At 72.8% G+C, this 19,293-nt stretch carries 16 protein-coding genes and 3 tRNA genes; 10 read left to right on the top strand and 9 right to left on the bottom strand.

Annotated elements, in window-relative coordinates:
• Positions 1 to 393: 393 nt before the first annotated feature.
• Together ACH4K4_RS07100 and ACH4K4_RS07095 are read right to left on the bottom strand one after the other, a co-directional pair.
• Positions 394 to 1,200, bottom strand: coding sequence for a sterol carrier family protein (locus ACH4K4_RS07100; RefSeq protein ID WP_398165349.1), 807 nt, complete (start codon positions 1,198 to 1,200; stop codon positions 394 to 396).
• A 10-nt stretch (positions 1,201 to 1,210) separates the two neighbouring features.
• Positions 1,211 to 1,858, bottom strand: coding sequence for a TetR/AcrR family transcriptional regulator (locus ACH4K4_RS07095; RefSeq protein WP_398165347.1), 648 nt, complete (start codon positions 1,856 to 1,858; stop codon positions 1,211 to 1,213).
• A 177-nt stretch (positions 1,859 to 2,035) separates the two neighbouring features.
• Between ACH4K4_RS07095 and ACH4K4_RS07090 the strand changes: the two genes are divergently transcribed.
• Positions 2,036 to 3,490, top strand: coding sequence for an MFS transporter (locus ACH4K4_RS07090; protein WP_398165427.1), 1,455 nt, complete (start codon positions 2,036 to 2,038; stop codon positions 3,488 to 3,490).
• Between the two features lie 90 nt (positions 3,491 to 3,580).
• Here the strand turns inward: ACH4K4_RS07090 and purL are convergent, their stop codons facing one another.
• Genes purL through purS form a run of 3 tightly spaced genes read right to left on the bottom strand, consistent with a single transcriptional unit; the run spans position 3,581 to position 6,785 of the window.
• Entirely contained in the window at positions 3,581 to 5,830 is a 2,250-nt protein-coding gene (gene purL / locus ACH4K4_RS07085; RefSeq protein ID WP_398165346.1) for a phosphoribosylformylglycinamidine synthase subunit PurL, read from the bottom strand.
• Positions 5,827 to 6,531, bottom strand: coding sequence for a phosphoribosylformylglycinamidine synthase subunit PurQ (gene purQ / locus ACH4K4_RS07080; protein ID WP_398165345.1), 705 nt, complete (start codon positions 6,529 to 6,531; stop codon positions 5,827 to 5,829). The genes purL and purQ overlap by 4 nt, the downstream gene beginning before the upstream one ends.
• On the bottom strand, positions 6,528 to 6,785 hold the full coding sequence (gene purS, locus ACH4K4_RS07075) for a phosphoribosylformylglycinamidine synthase subunit PurS (protein WP_030023249.1): 258 nt from the start codon (positions 6,783 to 6,785) through the stop codon (positions 6,528 to 6,530). The genes purQ and purS overlap by 4 nt, the downstream gene beginning before the upstream one ends.
• A 300-nt stretch (positions 6,786 to 7,085) precedes the next feature.
• Here purS and ACH4K4_RS07070 point away from each other — a divergent pair, with 300 nt between their 5' ends.
• The 8 genes from ACH4K4_RS07070 to ACH4K4_RS07035 all read left to right on the top strand — a co-directional run bounded on the left by ACH4K4_RS07070 (position 7,086) and on the right by ACH4K4_RS07035 (position 12,016).
• A complete protein-coding gene (locus ACH4K4_RS07070; RefSeq protein WP_398165343.1) occupies positions 7,086 to 7,406 on the top strand; it encodes an Lsr2 family protein in 321 nt (106 codons plus the stop codon).
• A 207-nt stretch (positions 7,407 to 7,613) separates the two neighbouring features.
• Positions 7,614 to 7,685, top strand: a tRNA-Gly gene (locus tag ACH4K4_RS07065).
• A 75-nt stretch (positions 7,686 to 7,760) separates the two neighbouring features.
• A tRNA-Gly gene (locus ACH4K4_RS07060) sits at positions 7,761 to 7,833 on the top strand.
• 195 nt (positions 7,834 to 8,028) lie between these two features.
• Positions 8,029 to 9,000, top strand: coding sequence for an ABC transporter ATP-binding protein (locus ACH4K4_RS07055; protein ID WP_398165342.1), 972 nt, complete (start codon positions 8,029 to 8,031; stop codon positions 8,998 to 9,000).
• Complete coding sequence (locus ACH4K4_RS07050) at positions 8,997 to 9,803, top strand: ABC transporter permease (RefSeq protein WP_398165341.1); 807 nt, start codon at positions 8,997 to 8,999, stop codon at positions 9,801 to 9,803. Before ACH4K4_RS07055 ends, ACH4K4_RS07050 begins: the two co-directional genes overlap by 4 nt.
• A 2-nt stretch (positions 9,804 to 9,805) precedes the next feature.
• Positions 9,806 to 11,212 carry a sensor histidine kinase gene (locus ACH4K4_RS07045; RefSeq protein ID WP_398165340.1) on the top strand — a complete coding sequence of 469 codons (1,407 nt, stop codon included), beginning with the start codon at positions 9,806 to 9,808 and terminating at the stop codon, positions 11,210 to 11,212.
• A gap of 37 nt (positions 11,213 to 11,249) precedes the next feature.
• Complete coding sequence (locus ACH4K4_RS07040) at positions 11,250 to 11,909, top strand: response regulator transcription factor (RefSeq protein ID WP_398165339.1); 660 nt, start codon at positions 11,250 to 11,252, stop codon at positions 11,907 to 11,909.
• 34 nt (positions 11,910 to 11,943) lie between these two features.
• Positions 11,944 to 12,016 (top strand) — tRNA-Gly (locus ACH4K4_RS07035).
• A 43-nt stretch (positions 12,017 to 12,059) separates the two neighbouring features.
• Here the strand turns inward: ACH4K4_RS07035 and ACH4K4_RS07030 are convergent.
• A complete protein-coding gene (locus ACH4K4_RS07030) occupies positions 12,060 to 12,959 on the bottom strand; it encodes a phosphoribosylaminoimidazolesuccinocarboxamide synthase (RefSeq protein ID WP_398165338.1) in 900 nt (299 codons plus the stop codon).
• 123 nt (positions 12,960 to 13,082) lie between these two features.
• On the bottom strand, positions 13,083 to 14,369 hold the full coding sequence (locus tag ACH4K4_RS07025; protein ID WP_398165337.1) for an MFS transporter: 1,287 nt from the start codon (positions 14,367 to 14,369) through the stop codon (positions 13,083 to 13,085).
• A gap of 101 nt (positions 14,370 to 14,470) precedes the next feature.
• Between ACH4K4_RS07025 and ACH4K4_RS07020 the strand changes: the two genes are divergently transcribed.
• The gene (locus ACH4K4_RS07020) at positions 14,471 to 15,391 is read left to right on the top strand and encodes a LysR family transcriptional regulator (RefSeq protein ID WP_398165336.1); all 921 of its coding nucleotides are present in this window, start codon (positions 14,471 to 14,473) and stop codon (positions 15,389 to 15,391) included.
• Between the two features lie 46 nt (positions 15,392 to 15,437).
• On the opposite strand, the gene ACH4K4_RS07015 is transcribed toward ACH4K4_RS07020, so the two are convergent.
• Together ACH4K4_RS07015 and ACH4K4_RS07010 are read right to left on the bottom strand one after the other, a co-directional pair.
• Positions 15,438 to 16,916, bottom strand: a complete 1,479-nt coding sequence (locus ACH4K4_RS07015) for a N,N-dimethylformamidase beta subunit family domain-containing protein (RefSeq protein ID WP_398165335.1) — start codon at positions 16,914 to 16,916, stop codon at positions 15,438 to 15,440.
• A gap of 290 nt (positions 16,917 to 17,206) precedes the next feature.
• Positions 17,207 to 19,081 (bottom strand): hypothetical protein, encoded by a 1,875-nt coding sequence (locus ACH4K4_RS07010; protein WP_398165334.1) that lies wholly within the window; start codon positions 19,079 to 19,081, stop codon positions 17,207 to 17,209.
• Positions 19,082 to 19,293: the final 212 nt, after the last annotated feature.

The following is a 19,293-nucleotide window of genomic DNA, read 5'->3' as shown; positions in this document are numbered from 1 at the left end:
CGCAGCCCTTGGTGCAGCGCCGCCACGTCGGCCTCGATCGCGTCGCGAGCGCCATCCGTCGCTGCGCGCGGCGCGCCTGAGCGCCCTTCTTTTCACATTCTCTTCACGTGAGGACCGCCCCGTTCCGGCGCGGGACCGACGCGCGCCGCAGCATCGTCCTCATCACCGTCGCGACGTGGGGTGAAATGCGCCACTCCGCCATTCGGAGGTGGCCCGCCGGCGCGCGTATCCGGTGAATTCCGGGCTTTTCGACCCGGCTCCCCGTGCTGCCTTCCCCCACATTTCCGTGGCGGTCCGCCACCGCCGCCGACACCCTGGCCGTGGGCGGCGCGGGCCCGGCCACCGCGGCCGGATCCGCTTACCGGGAACGGCCGTTCCGGGCGGGGGCGGCAATCAGCCCATAAGGGGCAAGTACGGTGCGAGATCGGCCCGTTCGCCGCTGGCGCTGACGTCGGCCGCCTCGACCGCCGCGGGCCACGCCGTACGGCCGGTGGCCAGGCGGAGCCAGGTCATCGGGTCGGTCTCGACGACGTTCGGCGGCGTACCGCGGGTGTGCCTGGGACCCTCGACGCACTGGACGACGGCGAACGGCGGCACCCGGACCTCGACCGAGCCGCCGGGCGCCTTCGTGGCGAGCGCGTCGGCGAGCAGCCGGGTGGCGGTGGCCAGGGCCTGGCGGTCGTACGGGATGTCCAGGCCGGTGGCGGCGGCCAGGTCGTCGGTGTGCACCACCAGTTCGACGCAGCGGACCACCAGGAAGTCGTCCAGCCGCATGGCGCCGATACGGGCCGCCAGCAGCCGGTCGCCGGGGGCGTCCGGAACGGCTTCGGCGTAGCGGGCGGCGGCTCGGTCCAGGAGGTCGGCCGGCGCCGCCGAGGCCGCCGTCCCGCGGGCGATCTCGTCCACCTTCCCGGCCAGCGCGCGGGTCGCGGACGGCCAGGTGGCGAGAGTGACCTCCTGGGCGGGCGGCGCGGGCTGCGCCAGGGCCGCGGGGACCTGTTCGAGCGCCATGGAGAGGTGCGCGACCAGCTCGCGCACCGTCCAGTCGCCGAGGCGGGTGGGCAGCGCGAACTGCTCGGGGGACAACTGCCGTACGGCGTCGCGTACGTGACCGAACTGCGCAATGACGGCGGCGCGGGTCCGGGCGGGATCGTAACTGCGGGCTCGGGACCTGCCGGCCGGCTTACGGGCACTGGGCATGGCGTCGAGGCTACTGCGCGGGGCGCGTCGCGTAGTCGCCGAGACCGCGCTCCACCAGGTCGAAGGCCCGGTGGGCGGCGGCGACCGCGTCCGGGTGCACGGCGTCGGCGGCCTCGCCGGCGAGCAGCCTGCGGTGGTTCTCGGCGATGAGGGCGCTGCGAACGCCCGTCAGCTGGCCCGCGGCGACCCGGGCCGTCGGCCGGTCGCCGCCGGTCTCCTCCGCCAGGGCCTCGGCCAGCAGCTCTTCGCCGTGCCGGACGCTGGCGTGGGCGCGGAGCAGGAGGGCCGGCGTGTCCACGATCAACTGGCGGATGCGGAGCACTTCTTTCGCGTCGCACAGGCCGACGGACGGGTCGCGGGCATCCAGCATCTCCACGAACTGGCGGCGGAGCGCGGCGACCGCGGACTCCCCCGGGGCGCGCTCGCGGACGGCGCGGGCCGCGTCGTCCGCGTGGTGCTCCAGCGGCTTGAGGACCAGGTCCTCCTTGGAGCCGTAGTAGTTGAAGACGGTCATCTTGGAGACGTCGGCGGCGTCGGCGATCTCCTGCACGGAGACCTTCTCGAAGCCCCGCTCCAGGAACAGTTCGACGGCGGTGCGCAGCACGCGCCGTCCCGTCTGCAGTTTCTTGCGCTCGCGCAGTCCCATCTCCTCAGCCATGCCACCACTGTACCAGGGCAAAAAATAATACCGGATAAAATATTGACTCGGTACACGACGGGCGGGCATGGTGCAGCCATGACCGTTTCCACCGTTTCCCCGCGCACCTCCCCGGCCGGTACGGCAGGTGCCGCTCCGCCCGGCCCGCCCGGCCCGTCCGCCGCCGGGCCGGGCGGCATGACGCCGGCCCGGCGCAAGATCGGCTTCGCCGTCTGCCTCGCGACGATGCTGCTCGCCGTCCTCGACCAGAACATCGTCTCGGCCGTCACGGTCCCGATCGCCCGCGAACTGGACCCGCTGCACGGCGTGGACCGCATCCCATGGCTCATCAGCACGTTCTCCCTGGCCGCCACCGCCGCGCTGCCCCTGTACGGCAAGCTGTGCGACTCCCTCGGCGCGAAGAAGGTCTTCCTCGGTGCCGTCACCACCTTCCTGCTCGGCTCCGCCCTGTGCGGGGCCGCGCAGAGCATGGGGCAGCTGATCGCCTTCCGTGCCCTGCAAGGCCTGGGCGGCGGCGGGCTGATGAGCGTCACCATGGTCGTCATCGCCCGGCTCAAGGAGCCGGGCGAGAAGGGCGCGGGCAGGTTCTCCGGCATCGGCGGGCTGGTCGCGGGGGCCGGCATGGCCCTGGGCCCGGTGGTCGGCGGGCTGCTCGCCGACCACGCGGACTGGCGCTGGATCTTCTACGTCAACCTGCCGGTCGGCATCGCCGTGCTTGTCACGTCCGCACTGGTCCTCAAGCTCCCCCAGCACGGGAAGCGACGGCGCATCGACTTCCTCGGCGCTGCTCTGGCGGCGGCGTTCTCCACCGCGCTGCTGCTGGTGACGGAGTGGGGCGGCCGGGATTACGGCTGGGGCTCCCCGGTGATCGTGGGGCTGACCGCCGGCGCCGTGGCGCTGCTCGGCCTGTTCCTGTGGCGGCAAGCCACCGCCGCCGAGCCGCTGCTACCGCTGTCGATGTTCCGCAACCGCACGCTGCGCACCGGCTTCGCGGTCCAAGGGCTGGTCGGCGTCGCCCTGATGGGCTCGATGGTCTACGTGATCATCTACCTCCAGCTGGCCCGCGGCATCGCGCCCGCCGCGGCGAGCCTGTTCATGATCCCCATAGCGCTCGGCATGGCCTGCTCGGGCCTGCTGACCGCCAGACTCGCTGCCCGCGGATGGACGGAGAAGACCTTCGTCATCAGCGGTACGGCCTGTGCCGCCGTGGCCGCGCTCCTGCTCTCGACGAACGGCGCCGACACCGGGCTGTGGGCCGTACGGGCCGAACTGCTCCTGCTCGGCGCCGGGTTCGGCCAGACGCTGGGCCAGCTGATCGTGCTCGTCCAGCAGGCCGCGCCGCTCCACCAGCTCGGGGTCGCGACGACCGGCATACGCTTCTTCCAGACCCTGGGCGGTTCGCTGGGCGCCGCCCTGTTCGGGACGGTGCTGGCCCGGGTCTACGCCGCCCGCGGCCCCGGCGGCTCGACCAGCGCGATACCCACCCTCAAAGGCGAGGCCCACACCCGAGCGGTGGACGCCTTCAGCTCCTCCACGGGCGTGGTCTTCCTCTGCTCCGCAGGCGTCCTGGCCCTGGCGCTGCTCCTGGCCCTGCGCATACGGCCGGCCGCGCCGGCGGCCGAGGAGACATGACCGGCGGAAGCGGGGGCGGCGCGTTCCGGTGCGCCGGTGGCCCGCCCCCGGGAGAGGACGGGCCACCGTGTGGGAGTGCTGCGGGAGTGCTCAGCCGAACAGGGCCGGGATCGTCCCCTCGTGAGCTTCCCTGAGGTCGCTCAGCGAGACGGTGAACTGCCCCTGCACGTCGATCTCTTCTCCGTCCACGACACCGATGCGGGTGGCCGGGAGGCCGCGCGCGCCGCACATGTCGCTGAAGCGCAGCTCCTCGCTGCGCGGGACCGCGACGATGGCGCGGCCCGCCGACTCGGAGAACAGGAGGACGAAGGGGTCCAGGCCGTCGGGGACGACGATCCGGGCGCCCTTGCCGCCGCGCAGGCACGACTCGACGAGGGCCTGGATCAGGCCGCCGTCGGACAGGTCGTGCGCCGCGTCGATCATGCCGTCGCGGGAAGCCGAGATCAGGATCTCGGCCAGCAGCTTCTCCCGGCCGAGGTCCACCTGCGGCGGCAGGCCGCCCAGGTGGTCGTGGACGACCTGGGACCAGGCCGAGCCGCCCAGTTCGTCCCTGGTGTCACCGAGGAGGTAGACGAGATGGCCCTCGTCCGCGAACGCGACCGGGGTACGGCGCGCGACGTCGTCGATCACGCCGAGCACCGCGACCACGGGGGTCGGGTGGATGGCGGCCTCGCCGGTCTGGTTGTAGAGGGAGACGTTGCCGCCGGTGACCGGCGTACCGAGCTCCAGGCAGCCGTCGGCGAGGCCGCGGACGGCCTCGGCGAACTGCCACATGACGGCCGGGTCCTCGGGCGAGCCGAAGTTCAGGCAGTCGGAGACCGCCAGCGGCTTGGCGCCGGTCGCCGCGACGTTGCGGTAGGACTCCGCCAGCGCCAGCTGCGCGCCGTGGTACGGGTCCAGCTTGGCGTAGCGGCCGTTGCCGTCGGTGGCGATGGCCACGCCCAGCCCGGACTCCTCGTCGATGCGGATCATGCCGGAGTCCTCCGGCTGCGCCAGCACGGTGTTGCCCTGCACGAAGTGGTCGTACTGGCTGGTGATCCAGGACTTGGACGCCTGGTTGGGCGAGGCGACCAGCTTGAGCACCTGCTCGCGCAGCGCCTCGCCGGTCTCCGGGCGCGGCAGCTTGCCCGCGTCGTCGGCCTGGAGGGCGTCCTGCCAGGCGGGGCGCGCGTGGGGACGCTCGTAGACCGGGCCCTCGTGGGCGACGGTCTTCGGGTCGACGTCGACGATCTTCTCGCCGTGCCAGAAGATCTCCAGCCGGTCGCCGTCGGTGACCTCGCCGATGACGGTCGCGGTGACGTCCCACTTCTCGCAGATCGCCAGGAAGCGCTCGACCTTCGCCGGTTCGACGACGGCGCACATGCGTTCCTGCGACTCGCTCATGAGGATTTCCTCGGGCGAGAGCGTCGAGTCGCGCAGCGGTACGTCGTCCAGCTCCACGCGCATGCCGCCGGAACCGTTGGAGGCCAGTTCGCTGGTGGCGCAGGACAGGCCGGCCGCGCCGAGGTCCTGGATGCCGACGACCAGCTTCTCGGCGAACGCCTCCAGGGTGCACTCGATGAGCAGCTTCTCCTGGAAGGGGTCGCCGACCTGGACGGCGGGCCGCTTGCTCGGCTTGGCGTCGTCGAAGGTCTCCGAGGCCAGGATCGAGGCGCCGCCGATACCGTCGCCGCCGGTTCGGGCGCCGTAGAGGATGACCTTGTTGCCGGCGCCGGACGCCTTGGCGAGGTGGATGTCCGCGTGCCGCATCACGCCGATCGCACCGGCGTTGACCAGCGGGTTGCCCTGATAGCAGGAGTCGAAGACGACCTCGCCGCCGATGTTGGGCAGGCCCAGGCAGTTGCCGTAGCCGCCGATGCCCGCGACGACGCCCGGCAGGACGCGCTTGGTGTCGGGGTGGTCGGCGGCGCCGAAGCGCAGCGGGTCCACGACGGCGACCGGGCGGGCGCCCATGGCGATGATGTCGCGGACGATGCCGCCGACGCCGGTGGCCGCGCCCTGGTACGGCTCGACGTAGGACGGGTGGTTGTGCGACTCGACCTTGAAGGTGACCGCGTAGCCCTGGCCGACGTCGACGACGCCCGCGTTCTCGCCGATGCCGACGAGCATCGCGTCGTTCTCGGGGACCTTCTGGCCGAACTGCCTCAGGTGGACCTTGCTGCTCTTGTACGAGCAGTGCTCGGACCACATGACGGAGTACATCGCGAGTTCGGCGCCGGTGGGACGGCGGCCGAGGATCTCGCGGACGCGCTCGTACTCGTCCTGCTTCAGGCCGAGTTCGGCCCACGGCTGGTCGGTGTCCGGCGTCTCGGCTGCGTGCTTGACCGTGTCGAGCGTCATGCGTTGACCAATTTCTTCAGGATCGAGGTGAAGAATCCGAGGCCGTCCGTGCGGCCGGTGCCGATCAGCGGCTCGACGGCGTGCTCGGGATGCGGCATGAGGCCGACGATGTTGCCCGCCTCGTTGGTGATACCGGCGATGTCGCGCAGCGAGCCGTTGGGGTTGCCGTACCCGTCGGCGGCGTCGCCCCCGGTCAGGTAGCGGAAGGCGACGCGCCCCTCGGCCTCCAGCATGTCGAGCGTGCGCTCGTCGGCGACGTACCGGCCGTCGATGTTCTTCAGCGGTACGGAGATCTGCTGGCCGGCGGTGTAGTCGGCGGTCCAGGCGGTGTCCGCGTTCTCCACCCGCAGCCGCTGGTCTCGGCAGACGAAGTGCAGGCTCTCGTTGCGCAGCATGGCGCCGGGCAGCAGGTGGGTCTCGGTCAGCACCTGGAAGCCGTTGCAGATGCCGAGCACCGGCAGGCCGCCCTTGGCCTGCTCGATGACGGTGTCCATCACCGGCGAGAAGCGGGAGATGGCGCCGGCCCGCAGGTAGTCGCCGTAGGAGAAGCCGCCGGGCAGGACCACGGCGTCGACCTGCTTGAGGTCCTTGTCACGGTGCCACAGCGGCACCGCCTCGGCCCCGGCGAGCCGGACGGCGCGCTGGGTGTCACGGTCGTCGAGCGTGCCCGGAAAGGTGATGACTCCGATGCGCGCCGTCATGACCCGGCCTGGTCTTCGACGTGGACGGTGAAGTCCTCGATGACGGTGTTGGCGAGGAAGGTCTCGGCCATCTCGTGGATACGGGCGAGGGCGGCGTCGTCGACCGGGCCCTCCACCTCAAGTTCGAAACGCTTGCCCTGACGGACGTCGCCGATCCCCTCGAATCCCAGGCGGGGCAGTGCGCGCTGCACCGCCTGGCCCTGCGGGTCGAGGATCTCCGGCTTGAGCATGACGTCGACTACGACGCGTGCCACTGGCACTCCCGATGGTGTGGTGCGTAAGGCGGTGTCATCACAGTACCGTGTTCGAAAATCTACGCGCATAGATATCGTGACAAGGCGGTCACGGTGCGGCAACAGGCTCGGTAAGCGGTGGGGAAAATCTCAGAAAAGACCTAGGGTCCACATTGCGGAAGGACACGCTGAGGAAATTAACTGGGCTTCACAATGCAATGCCCACCGCTGTACAAATGAAAATGCATTGATCCCAATCAGCCGGATCTGCAGCATCCCTCCATGTCAACACGGGGTCGCTGCTCGAAAGGACCGATATCCGTGGCGCAGCGCGTAGTAGTCACGCTCTCCGATGACATCGAAGGCGGAGAAGCCGCAGAGACGGTCACCTTCGGTTTGGACGGGAAGTCGTACGAGATCGACCTCAATCCCGCCAATGCGAAGAAACTGCGCGGCACCCTCGCCCCGTTCGTGGAGGCCGGCCGCAAGCGGTCGAAGTCCGGCAAGGCCTACCACCACACCTCCGTGACGCCGGACCCGGCCGCCGTGCGCGCCTGGGCGCGGTCCAACCGCATGGACGTGCCCCCACGGGGCCGGATCCCGAAGAAGGTCTACGAGGCGTTCGACGCGGCGAACCACTGACCGCCGGCCACCTCGGGCGCCCGCCCGCCGACCGGCCGCTCCACGGTCGGCGGCGGGCGGGCGGCGTCCGGGCGGCACCCGGCGGAACCCGGCCACCGGGCCGGGTTCCGCTGCCCCGCAGCCGAGTTGCACACCACCCCTGTTGATCAGCTAGAGTCTGGAGCACGCCGAGGGGCGAGGCCGAAAGGCCGGATCCCGAGGAGTCACGCGGGTGTAGCTCAGTAGTAGAGCGCCCTCTTTCCAAGGGGGAGGCGCAGTGTGCAATCCCTGTCACCCGCTCCGACAGTACCGACCGGTCCAAAGGATCAGGTAGAGTAGCTGTCGCGCCGCCCGGTGAAAGCCGGTCGGATGCGTGCGGACGTAGCTCAGTTGGTAGAGCGCAACCTTGCCAAGGTTGAGGTCGCGAGTTCGAGCCTCGTCGTCCGCTCAGAAGAAAGGCCCCGGTCATCGCGACCGGGGCCTTTCGCATGTGCCGGCGCGAACCGCGCCGTTGCTGCCGCGCATCGCTCCCCCGCCGCCCCGCCTTCCCGGAGCCTCGTCCCGCCGCCCATCTGACATTTGTCATCTGGGCTGATGACATGCCGCACTGCCCCCGGCCGGCTTCCGGCGGGAGCCTTGAAGCATGAACATCGGGGACTACGGCACGAACGTGATCGACGTCACGGGGCTGCGCAGGCGGTACGGACCGTCCGGGGGCGGCCGGAAGAAGAAGGGCGAAGCGGGCTTCGAGGCGGTACGGGGCATAGATTTCTCCGTCGCCCGCGGGGAGCTGTTCGCCCTGCTCGGCACGAACGGGGCGGGCAAGACCTCCACCGTCGAGCTGCTTGAGGGGCTGGCCGCGCCGACCGGCGGCAAGGTGCGCGTACTGGGCCACGATCCGTACACGGAGCGGGCCCGGGTCCGGCCGCGGGTCGGCGTGATGCTCCAGGAGGGCGGCTTCCCCTCGGACCTGACGGCTGCCGAGACCGTACGGATGTGGGCCGGCACGACCAGCGGCGCCCGGCCGGTCGACGAGGCGCTGGAGGCGGTCGGCCTGTCCCGGCGCCGGGACGTACGGGTCAAGATGCTCTCCGGCGGTGAGCGGCGGCGGCTGGACCTGGCCATGGCGACGCTGGGGCGGCCCGAGGTGCTGTTCCTCGACGAGCCGACCACCGGCCTGGACACCGAAGCCCGCCACGCGACCTGGGAGTTGATCCGCGAGCTGCGGTCGGACGGCACGACCGTCGTGCTGACCACGCACTACCTGGAAGAGGCCGAGGGGCTGGCCGACCGCCTCGCGATCATGCACCGGGGCCGGATAGCGACGACCGGCACGGTCGCGGAGGTGGTGGCCAGCCACCCCGCGCAGATCTCCTTCGAACTGCCCGACGGCTTCCTGGCCGGCGACCTGCCGCCGCTGCCGGAACTGGGCGTCGACGGACACGAGACGACGGGTCGCACGGTACGGCTCCAGACCTCCGACCTGCAGCGGGCCGCGACCGGTGTGCTGCTGTGGGCGCGGGACAAGGACATCGAACTGCGCGGCCTCGACGCCCGCTCGGCGTCGCTGGAGGAGGCGTTCCTGCGGATCGCCAAGGGTTTGGAGGACAAGTGAGCATCGCCGTCACCGATACGAGGACCGCGGCGCCTGCCCGCAAGGAGGCGCGCGACCGGCTGGCCGCGCTGGCCCGTGCGGAGCTGACGCTGCTGTTCCGCAACAAGACCACGTTGTTCATGGCGCTGCTGATGCCCCTGATCATGGCCTTCGCCATGCAGCGTGCGGTCTCCGAAATGCCGCTCCAGGAAAACGGCCTGTCGGTCGGCACGGTCCTGCTACCCGGGACCCTCGGCTTCGTGCTGGTCTTCGCGGTGTACTCGACCGTCACGGGCGCGCTGGTGACGCGGCGCGAGGAACTGGTGCTCAAGCGGCTGCGCTGCGACGAACTGACGGACCGGGAGATCCTGGCCGGGACGGCGCTGCCGACCGTGCTCATCGGGCTGGCGCAGTGCCTCCTGCTGACGGTCTGCGGCGGGCTGGTCCTGAAGGCGGGCCTGCCCAAGGCCCCGCACCTGGTCCTGCTGGGGGTGCTCCTCGGCATGGTGATCGTGGTGGCGATGGCGGCGGCCTCCACGGTCATCACCAAGAGCGCCGAGGCGGCGCAGCTGACCACGATGCCGTTCGTCTTCGTATCCCTGGGCGGCTCCGGGATGGTCGTACCGCTCGACATCCTGCCCGACCGGGTCGCCTCGATCCTGGAGCTGCTGCCCCTGTCGCCGGTGATGGGCCTGGTGCGGGACGGCTGGATCGGCGCGACCGACCCCGCCGACCTGCTGAAGCGGCTGGTCATCGCGTTGGCCTGGGGCGGGCTCGCGGTGTTTGCTGTACGTCGGTGGTTCCGCTGGGAGCCACGGCACTGACGATGTACGGCATTGGGGACGACGGGGGTGCGGAGGCGGTGTTCCACGGGCAGCTGCGCAAGTTGCGGGGGCGTGGCAGGGTCGCGCAGGTCTACATCTGGGCGCGGTGGACGCTGTACATAGCGCCGTGGCTGCTGCTCCTCGGCTGGCTCGCCGCACCGCTGCTCGCCGCGACGACTTCCGCGCACCGGTCCTTGGGCCCGGTCCTGGCGATCGTGGTGCTGGGGATGGTGCAGTGCGCCGTCTACGTACCCGGCGTACGGCGCGGGCTCTCGCACTACGTGTACGGCACCCCCGCGCCATGGCGGCTGATCGCCGTGTCGGGCGTGCTGTCGGCGGCATCGGTGGTCATGGTGTCGCTGGTGGTCGCGCACGACGAGCCGCTCGGGGACCCGCAGCTCTGGTACACGGTCATGCTGTTCCCCACCCTGCCCGTCGGCTGGCTGCTCTCCCTGGTGCTCAAGAAGCGCTGGCAGGCGTTGGTGTACGTGGTGGGCACTGCGGCGACCATGGCGGTGATGGCCCTCATGGGCGTCTCGCTCGTCTTCGTGGCGGGACTGCCGTTCGCCCTCGGCCTCGCCGCGTTCTTCGCCCCGCTGACGTGCCGCAGCTGGGGCTGGATCCTCGCCGCGATGCGCGAGCTGGACGAGGCGAAGGGCGCCCAGGCCCGGCTGGCCGTGGCCGAGGAACGGCTGCGGTTCGCGCGGGACATGCACGACGTGGTCGGCCGGAACCTGGCCGTGATCGCGCTCAAGAGCGAGCTGGCGGAGCGGCTGGCGCGCAAGGGACGGCCGGAGGCCGCCGACCAGATGGCGGAGGTGCAGCAGGTGGCCCAGGACTCCCAGCGGGAGGTACGGGACGTGGTCCGCGCCTACCGGGAGGCCGATCTGGAGGTGGAGCTGGCGGGGGCGCGTGCGGTGCTCCGGGCAGCCGGAGTGGAGTGCCTGATCGACCAGGAGGACTGTGCCGGCGTGCCGCAGCGGGTGCAGTCGGTGCTGGCCTGGGTGGTGCGGGAGGGCACCACGAACGTGCTGCGGCACGCGAACGCGGGCACGTGCTGGCTGACGCTGCGGGTGATCACGGACGACGGCAGGGCCCGTGCCACGGGCGACGGGAGGGCGGACGCCGGGGTGGCCGCGCAGGCCCCGCCCGCAGCGGCGGTGGTGTTCACGATGGAGAACGACGGTGCGCTGGAGGAGGTCGTGAACCGCAGTCCCGGCAGCGGCATCGCCGGGCTCCGGGAGCGCCTCTCCGCGCTCGGCGGCACCCTGGTCGTCGGCCCCCGCCCCGACGGTCGCTTCTGGCTGCGGGCCCATGTGCCGCTGGCCGAGGACTGGGCGCCGGAAGAGGACGGGGACGCGGCAGGGGCGGCGGAAGGACACACGGGCGTTACGGGGGTACGGCCGTGAGTCACTGCCTGGTGCCCGGCCGGAGGGACGGAACGACATGAGGGAAGCGGAGACCATGGCGGAGTCGCAGCGGGCGGCGGGGCCCCCGGAGACCGTGCGGGTGTTGTTGGCCGATGACGAGCACCTGATCCGCGGGGCACTGGCCGCGCTGCTGTCGCTGGAGGACGATCTCCAGGTCGTGGCGGAGGCCGCTTCGGGTCCCGAGGCGCTGGCGATGGCGCTGGCCCACCAGCCCGACGTCGCCGTACTCGATCTTCAGATGCCGGGGGCGGACGGTGTGGCGGTGGCCACATCCCTGCGCGGCCGGCTGCCCGGCTGCCGGACCATGATCGTGACCAGCCACGGGCGCCCCGGGCACCTCAAGCGGGCCCTGGAAGCGGGGGTGCGGGGGTTCGTGCCGAAGACCGTTTCGGCGCAGCGGCTGGCCGAGATCATCCGCGCGGTGCACGCGGGAAACCGTTATGTCGACCCGGAGTTGGCCGCCGACGCGATCAGCGCGGGGGACTCGCCGCTGACCGCGCGGGAGGCGGAGGTGCTGGAGTACGCGGAGAACGGCGCCCCCGTGACGGAGATCGCGGAGCGGGCCGCGCTGTCGCCGGGGACGGTGCGCAACTACCTCTCCTCGGCCACCGCGAAGCTGTCCGCCGAGAACCGTCACGCGGCGGCGCGCATCGCCCGCGCGCGAGGTTGGCTATAGTGGACCCCGCACCGCGCCACCGAGCGCGGAGCAGGCGGACGTAGCTCAGTTGGTAGAGCGCAACCTTGCCAAGGTTGAGGTCGCGAGTTCGAGCCTCGTCGTCCGCTCAGAGGAAAGGCCCCGGTCATCGCGACCGGGGCCTTTCGCGCGTCACGACCAGGCGAGGCCGGTGAGCCGCTCGTACGCCTCGACGTACTTGGCGCGGGTGCGCTCGACCGTCTCCTGCGGAAGGGGCGGCGGGGGCTGCTCGCTCTTGCGGTCCCAGCCGGAGGCCGGCGAGGTGAGCCAGTCGCGGACGAACTGCTTGTCGAAGGAGGGCTGGGGGCGGCCCGGCTGCCACCCGTCCGCGGGCCAGAAGCGGGAGGAGTCCGGGGTGAGGACCTCGTCCGCCAGCGTCAGCCGGGAGCCGTCGAAGCCGAACTCGAACTTGGTGTCCGCCAGGATGATGCCGCGCTCGCGGGCGATGTCGCGGGCGCGCCCGTAGACGGCGAGGGTGGACTGCCGGAGCTGGGCGGCGACCTCGGCGCCGATCTGGCGGGCGACCTCCTCGTAGGGCACGTTCTCGTCGTGCTCGCCGACGGCGGCCTTGGTGGCGGGGGTGAAGATCGGTCCGGGCAGCTCGGAACCGTCGGTCAGGCCCTCCGGGAGCGCCAGGCCGCAGACGGTACGGGTCTGCTCGTACTCGGCCAGACCGGAGCCCGTGAGGTAACCGCGGGCCACGCACTCGACCGGGATCATCGCCAGCGACTTGCAGACCGTCGTCCGGCCCTCCCAGTCGGCCGGCGCGCCGGGCGGCAGCTCCGTGGACAGCACGTGGTGGGGGACGAGGTCGGCGAGCTGGTCGAACCACCACAGCGAGAGCTGGGTCAGTACGCGGCCCTTGTCGGGGATCTCGGTGGGCAGTACCCAGTCGTAGGCGGACATACGGTCGCTGGCGACCATGATCAGGTCACCGGCGGCGTTCTGATAGAGGTCGCGCACCTTGCCGGTGTGGAGGTGGGTGAGCCCCGGGACCTCCACGGCCTCGGGCTTTTCTACAAAACCGGACACGCTGCCTCCGCGTAGATTGATCCAGGCGTCGGTTCGATTCTCCCGTATGCGGGGGCTCTACGGCGCCGCAGGGTCGGTGGTGGCTGGTTTGCGGGTGCCCGGCCGGGGTCCGGATACGGGCTCTCAGCGGCGGTCGCGGCGCGCCCCGCGGACGACCGCCCCCAGGGTGAGCACGGCGAGGGCCGCCGCGGCGGCGAGCACGGTCTGCGGGGAGAACCGGGCGCTGAGCAACGTGATGCCGTAGGGGGCGAAGAATCCCAGGTAGGCGAGGGTCCAGAAGCGGGCGGTGAGGCGGGCCAGCCGGTGCGGGGGCGCCAGGGCCGCGACCTCGGTCAGGCCGTAGGCGACGCACAGGCCGTAGCCGCCGCCGAGCACCACGGCGGCGAACAGCGCCACGGCCGGCTGCGTGTACGCGACGGCGAGCGCGGCGGCGAGGAGACCGGCCGCGACGGCGGCCAGCCCGGTGACGGCGGTGGCGAGGCGGTGGCGGGCGGCGAGGTGCCGGGCGAGGGGCGCGACGAGGAGACCGGCGCCGGGGGTGATGGCGGTCGCGACGCCCGCGTACACCGTCTGCCAGCCGTCCAGGCGGTCGCCGACGAGCCCGGGGAGCGTCACGAAGGCGATGGTGGGCGCGGCGAACACCCAGGGTGCGAGCGGGGCGACCAGTCGCCGGAAGGCGGCACGGGCACCGGCCCCGCCCGGTTCCCGGCCCGTTTCCGCGGCCGCTTCCGGCGCGCGGCCGGGTGCCGCCGTGCGCACCGTCTCCGGCGCCCTGGCCGCCGCCACCGCCGCGGCCGCCGACAGGACGAGGTGCGGGACGTACGCCGTGACCATCGGGGCCGGTGCCCACTGGGCGATCAGGGCGGCGGCCAGGCCGCCGGAGGCGAAGCCCGCGGAGAGGAAGAGCCCGGAGCGGCGGGCGGCCGTGCCGGGCGCGGCGGTCGTGTCGTACGGGGCGGAGGAGAGTTCCTTGATCCAGACGCTGCCCGCGGTCAGCAGGGCGCCGGCGCCGAGGCCGGTCAGGAAGCGGCCGGGCCACAGCAGCCAGGCCGCGGCCGGGCCCGCCATCAGGAGGCAGGTCGCCAGGGCGGCCGTGCCGAGCGCGGTGAAGACGACGGGGCGGCGGCCGAGCCGGTCGGCCAGCGGGCCGCCCAGCAGCAGCCCGGGGATCAGGCCGAGGACGTACACCGCGAAGAGGGCGGTGGTGGTGGCCGTGGTCAGGCCGAGGTCGCCGCGGTAGGCGCCCAGGAGGGCGGAGAACTGGTTGGCGCTCCAACCGGAGGCCGTCATCAGCCAGCCCGCGCGCAGCCAGTGGCGGGAACGGAACGGTTCGTCGGGCATGCGGGCCGAGGGACCCACGCGGGCGTCGGCGGGGACAGCGGTGCGGGAGGCGGCGGAGGACGTGCTCATAGGAGCCGTTGTACGAGGCGGCAGGGGCCCGGCGCCGCCCCCGTTCACGATTCGTGAAGGAACCCCCGGCCCCGGCCCGCGCGCGACTTATCGTGGCACGTATGGATCTGCGACGGCTGTCTTCCTTCCTGGCGGTGGTCGAGGAAGGCCACTTCGGGCGGGCCGCCTCACGGCTCTTCCTGTCGCCTGCGGCGGTCACCCAGCACGTGCAGCAGCTGGAACGGGAACTCGGCGCCCGGCTGCTGGACCGCGGCAACGGCCCCGTACGGCCGACCGCCGCCGGGCAGCGGCTGGCCTCCCACGCCCGTACGCTGCTGGCCGCCGCGAACGCCGCCGTGGAGGACGTGACCGAGGCCGCGCACCGCACCTCGGCGGCGTCGGCCCTGGCGGCGCGCGGGCTGCGGGTCGGCGTGATGGGGCACGGCTCTGCCGAGGTGACCCCGGCGGCCGTCAACGCCTTCCGCCGGGCGCGGCCCGAGGTGCCGCTGAAGCTGGTGCAGCTGACCTTCACGGAGCACTGCAGCGCGCTGCGCGAGGACCGGGTGGACGTGGCGTTCGTCCGGCCCGCGATCGAGAGCGAGGGCATCGAGGTGGACATCCTGACGACCGAGCAGCGGATCGTGGCGGTCCCGGCGGCCTCGCAGCTCGCGGACGCGGCCGGGACGGGCGTACGGGTCGCGGACATCATCGACCTGCCGTACCTGCGGCTGCCCCGGCACACGCCGCGGCCGTTCACCGACTACCTGTACTTCGACGAGGGCGAGCGCCGCGCGCCGGACTGCGCGCTGACCCCGCACGACGTGCTGACCAGCGTCGCGGCGGGCCGCGGCGCCGGCTCCGGGCTGAAGTCGTTCGCCCGCTACTACCCGTGGCCCGGGACGGTGTACGTGCCGGTGCTGGACGCTCCGTGCGCGCACAGCGTGCTGGTGACACGGGCCGGCGATCCCAATCCGGAGGTACGGATCTTCCGGGCGCTGACGGTGGCGCTGGCCCGGGAACTGGGACCGCTCGCGGCGCGGTGACCGCCGCAGGCGCGGTGACCGCCGCATCCACGCCGTGGGCGGGCTCTCAGTCCCGCTTGCAGATCCGGTCGAGCAGGTTGGCCGTGGCGCGCTGGACGCGCTCGTCGACATGGCCGGGGCGGTCCAGGGCCGGAGACCAGGCGAAGGTGCCGGAGGCGAAGACCAGGGCGCCGCTGAGGGCCCGGTACAGCGAGGTCTCCTGGTGGCGGCGGACGCCCTCGCCGTCCTCGTACGGGGAGTGGGCCAGCAGGATGCGGCGGCTGTGCTCGGGCAGCGGCGTCCGCGGGAAGTAGCGGTCGGCCTCGCCGGCGACCAGGCCCGGCAGCTCGTCGCCTTCGTGGGCGCCGGTCGCCTCCCACATCCAGTGGTCCGCGTTGCGGACGACCAGGGGCGCGGGCTCCGGCACCCGGCCGGCGTACTGGATGCCCATCAGCTGCTGTTCCGGCTCGCCCACCTCGCGCCACAGGGCGGGGCGGCCGGGCCCCTGGCGTTTGCGGCAGCGCAGCAGCGAGTCCGGGCCGGCCGGCGACGGGGCCAGTTCGACCTGCCAGTACATGGTGTTGGCGGACAGGAAGACCAGCGAGGTGCCGCTGTCACGGGCCAGTTCGGCGGTCCGGCGCATGGGCTGGGACCAGTACTCGTCGTGGCCGGGGAAGACCAGGCCGCGGTAGCGGGACGGGTCGACCAGGCCGGCGTGCAGGTCGCGGGCGTCGGCGTACGCGAGGTCGTAGCCGTACCGCTCGGCCCAGCGGATGAAGTCGTAGGCGTGGCCCACGTGGAGCGGCAGGCCGGCGCCGGCGTACGGGCGGTCGAAGGAGACGGTGGTGGCGGCGTCCGCCTCGCCGAGCAGCGAGCCGTCCGCGTCCCAGGCGTGGTAGAGGCTGGCGCCCGTGCGCCCGTCCTCCGGGTAGAGGTTGTACGCCTGCCAGGTGATGTCGGGCAGGAGCAGCAGGAGGTCGGCGGGGTGCGCGTCGCGGACCGTGAAGGGCACGTGGCTGCGGTGGCCGTCGGCGGTGGTCAGGACGGCGACATAGGCGCCCAGCTTCCAGTACGCGGGAACCTGGAGGCGCCAGGAGAGCCACCAGTGGTGGCAGGAGACCGTGCGGTCGGCGGTGAGCGGCGGGGGCTGTACGATGCCGGCCAGCCGGGGGCTGGTGGTGATCTTCGCGGCGCCGGTGCCCGCGTAGTGGCCGATCCGGTAGATGTCGATGCTGAAGGGCTGGGGCGGGTCGACCGTGACACGGAAGTCGATGGCCTCGCCCGGGGCGACCGCTCCGGTGCTCGCGAAGCCCTTGATCTGCCGCCGCACGTCGTCCGCCGTGCGGGGACCCGCGCTGGAGCGGGGTGAGGGCACGCGCTTCTCTCCGGGAGCGACGGCCGGGTCGACGTACCAGGGAACCACCTGACCGGAGTCGAAGTAGTTCTCGCTGCCGCGCAGCCAGGGCAGCGGCCCTTGGCCGAACGGGTCCGTGACCGCGTGCGCAAGCGCTCCCGACTCCCAGCGCCGGATCTGCTCCGTCCCCACCTCGTACTCCCCTCCCTGCGTCCCCCCGCCGACTGAGCGGGCCGCCGCGGCACTCAGATGTCGTGCTCGATTGAACGACTGGGGCCGACCCCAGCACATCACATTACGCACTCATCCCGTCACCCTTCGTCGTGAATTAGCGAGGGTTCCGGCCATGAACGGCGAACTGGAGGGAAACATTCAGCCCGGTCGTGCGGGTGATGCGGAGTTGCCGCCAGTAACGGGCGCACTCAGCTTCTGAATGCCCCCGAATACGCCCCCGTACGCTCCCCGCGCGCCCTTGGCGCCCCTCACACGAGCCTGACCGGCTTCTCGGGCCGCACGCCGACCTCGCCCAGCCAGTCGCCGAGCGGCCCGGCGTCACCGTCGTCGACGAGCCGGAGCACCGGGTGGGCCAGGTCCGAGCGGCGGGCGCCGTCGACGAGCAGTATCGGTCCGTCCAGCCAGTCCAGGCCGGGGGCGGCTCCGGCGGTGTCCACGGCGGCGCAGCAGACCATCGCCGTGACGTGGTCGGCGAGCAGCTCGCGGCCGGTGCGCGGGGGCTGCATCGGGAAGAGCGGCAACCCGTCGGCGAGGCCGTCGCCCCAGGCCACGCCCGCGTCCGGCCCGTCGCCCGCGGGCTCACGGGCCGCTTGGCGGGCCGCCTCGGCACGCTCCTCGCGCGCCAGCTCGGCACCGAGCCGGGCGGCCACCAGATCTCCCGCCCGCTCGTCGGCCACCAGCCGCTCGATGACCCGTATGAGCGTCGGCGCGGAACTCTCCGGGCCCGGGTCGGCGGGCGGGACGGCCGGCGGATCCATGACCGGCGCCGTCTCAGCCTCCGTCTCCGTCTCCGGGGGCGCCTCGGCGGGTACGGGCCGCTCCCGAGGTGCCGACGGCTCCGGCAGCAGGCCCGGTATGCGGCGGCCGGGCCGGGGCCGGGGCTGGGAATCACCGGCCGCGACCGGCGGGAGGCCGTCCAGCGCGCGGTGCAGCCGGGCCGCCTCCAGGCGCCATTTGCGGTCGACGACCTCCTCCGGATACTGCTGCCAGCCGACCGGCGACCAGTCCGGGCCCGGCTCGGCCGGGCCGCCGTGAAAGAGGCGGGCGGCGAGCAGGGAGGCGGCCCGGTCGACCGCGCCGGGCTCCTCCAGGAGGTCGCACGCGGGGCGCTCGCCCAGCCGCGAGGTGAAACCTTCGGCCAACCGGTCGCGGCGGGACAGCTCGGTGAGCGCGGACACCACTCCGGCGTCCAGCCGGGAGGGCCAGCGGCCCATCCGCCAGGCGGGCAGCGCGACCCTGGTCAGCAGCCGGTCCCAGCCCGCGTACGCCAGGCCGACCTGCTCCTGGGCGACGATCCGCAGCCCGTAGTCGACGCTCTGGGCCCGCTCGGAGGCGGCGGCCGCGACGCACCGTTCCATCTCCGTGGCGTGTTCCCGGCAGGCCCGCAGCAGCAGACGCGCGACCCAGCCGACGAACGCCGGCGCCGGCGCGCGCAGCGGCCCCTTGCCGCGCGCCGAGACCGCCACCGCGGCGTCCAGCCCCCGCACGAAGCGCCGGGCCGCGGCTATGTCCGGGTTGGCGGACGGCCCGGTGCCGGCCACGACGGGCGCCAGCAGCGCCCGCAGCTCGGCGACCCGCATCCACCACATGAAGGGCGAGCCGATCACCAGGACCGGCGCCTGGGCGGCGCGCGCGCCCACCCGCGCTCCGGCGTTCGCGGCGCCGCCGCCCGCCGCCTTGCCGTGCGGCGTCCCGTGCGCGCGGTGCGTACGGTCCTCCAGCCAGCTGTCGCAGTCCGGCGTCAGGGCTATCGCGGACGGGGCGGGCACCTCCAGGCGGTCGGCCAGATCCCGGACGAGGCGGTACAGGTCGGGCGCCGACGCCTCCGCTATCGGCACGGAAGGGCTGAGCGCCGGCCTGGCCCGTACGACGACGGCCGTGACCAGCGCCGCCAGCAGCAGCACGACCAGGGCGAGACCCGTCACGACCCAGCGCGCCGTGTCCCAGCCGCCGGAACTCGTGACCGGATCGGCGCGGCCGATGCGGCCGGTCAGCCCGCCGACGAGCAGCACCACGGCCACCGCCGCGGGCACCAGGGCCACGCCCAGCGCCGCGCCGCGGATCCGCAGCACCGCGAGCGCGCGGGCGCGCGCCGCCTCAGCTCCTGCTTCCGGACCTGCCACCAGCCTGTACACCCCCTGCTGCCCTGATCGAACGGGACGGAGAGAACACGGGACGACGAGAGCGGGGCAACGGCGCCGGGGGCGTGGAGGGCCTCCGGCCGCATTGCTCACTCTCCACCACTGTGGCACCGGCCACTGACACCGCAATGCCGGTGAGCCACTTGCCGGACGCCACAGCGGCAGCCGTGCCGCCGGGCGGCACGGGCGCCACA

The sequence above is a fragment of the Streptomyces sp. NPDC017529 genome (assembly GCF_044329785.1).
In the GTDB taxonomy this organism is placed as follows: Bacteria; Actinomycetota; Actinomycetes; order Streptomycetales; family Streptomycetaceae; genus Streptomyces.
The sequence above is the reverse complement of the archived record's forward strand: the minus strand, read 5'-3'. Positions and strand labels throughout refer to the sequence as shown.

Excerpts from the sequence above, each read along its gene's own strand:
- ACH4K4_RS07100 (WP_398165349.1), bottom strand. The coding sequence starts at position 1,200 with ATGCCCAGTGCCCGTAAGCCGGCCGGCAGGTCCCGAGCCCGCAGTTAC.
- ACH4K4_RS07095 (WP_398165347.1), bottom strand. The coding sequence starts at position 1,858 with ATGGCTGAGGAGATGGGACTGCGCGAGCGCAAGAAACTGCAGACGGGA.
- ACH4K4_RS07090 (WP_398165427.1), top strand. The coding sequence starts at position 2,036 with ATGACGCCGGCCCGGCGCAAGATCGGCTTCGCCGTCTGCCTCGCGACG.
- purL (WP_398165346.1), bottom strand. The coding sequence starts at position 5,830 with ATGACGCTCGACACGGTCAAGCACGCAGCCGAGACGCCGGACACCGAC.
- purQ (WP_398165345.1), bottom strand. The coding sequence starts at position 6,531 with ATGACGGCGCGCATCGGAGTCATCACCTTTCCGGGCACGCTCGACGAC.
- ACH4K4_RS07055 (WP_398165342.1), top strand. The coding sequence starts at position 8,029 with ATGAACATCGGGGACTACGGCACGAACGTGATCGACGTCACGGGGCTG.
- ACH4K4_RS07045 (WP_398165340.1), top strand. The coding sequence starts at position 9,806 with ATGTACGGCATTGGGGACGACGGGGGTGCGGAGGCGGTGTTCCACGGG.
- ACH4K4_RS07040 (WP_398165339.1), top strand. The coding sequence starts at position 11,250 with ATGAGGGAAGCGGAGACCATGGCGGAGTCGCAGCGGGCGGCGGGGCCC.
- ACH4K4_RS07025 (WP_398165337.1), bottom strand. The coding sequence starts at position 14,369 with ATGAGCACGTCCTCCGCCGCCTCCCGCACCGCTGTCCCCGCCGACGCC.
- ACH4K4_RS07020 (WP_398165336.1), top strand. The coding sequence starts at position 14,471 with ATGGATCTGCGACGGCTGTCTTCCTTCCTGGCGGTGGTCGAGGAAGGC.